1 protein-coding gene is annotated in these 351 nt (G+C 39.0%); it reads right to left on the minus strand.

What is annotated here, in order from left to right; genetic code table 11:
• A partial coding sequence (locus tag ACNQ0W_RS25450) for a hypothetical protein (protein WP_417933315.1) occupies nucleotides 1-259 on the minus strand: 259 nt, incomplete at its 3' end.
• Between the last annotated feature and the right edge of the window lie 92 nt (nucleotides 260-351).

A 351-nucleotide genomic window follows, 5' to 3' on the forward strand; every position in this document is an offset into this window, starting at 1 on the left:
CGGGCGTAAATGTGAGTTTTTCCGGTTTTTTATTTGGATCTACAGGTGTGGTTCCACCAATATTAGAGCCAGAGTCATCATCGTTATCATTACAGCCTGTTAAAGTAGAAGCTAAAGTCAGTGCTACTGCACCGCTTGCTGCTTTGGTGATTAAACTACGACGACTGATGTGTTGTTCTAAAATGTCACGAAAGTGGATATTGTCAGAAGTATTATTATCCAATTCTTGGTCTTCATGATATGGCGTCAGCTCTGTCATGGGAAATTCCTAAGTAAATAAAGAGATTGTTCTAAAAGTCTTCATGAGCTTAGTTTGTGAATGTGACGAGGCTTTGACGTTTTGATGATAAG

It is taken from the genome of Enterobacter cloacae complex sp. 6730903 (genome assembly GCF_048283985.1).
GTDB classification, from domain to species: Bacteria; Pseudomonadota; Gammaproteobacteria; order Enterobacterales; family Enterobacteriaceae; genus Enterobacter; species Enterobacter hormaechei_C.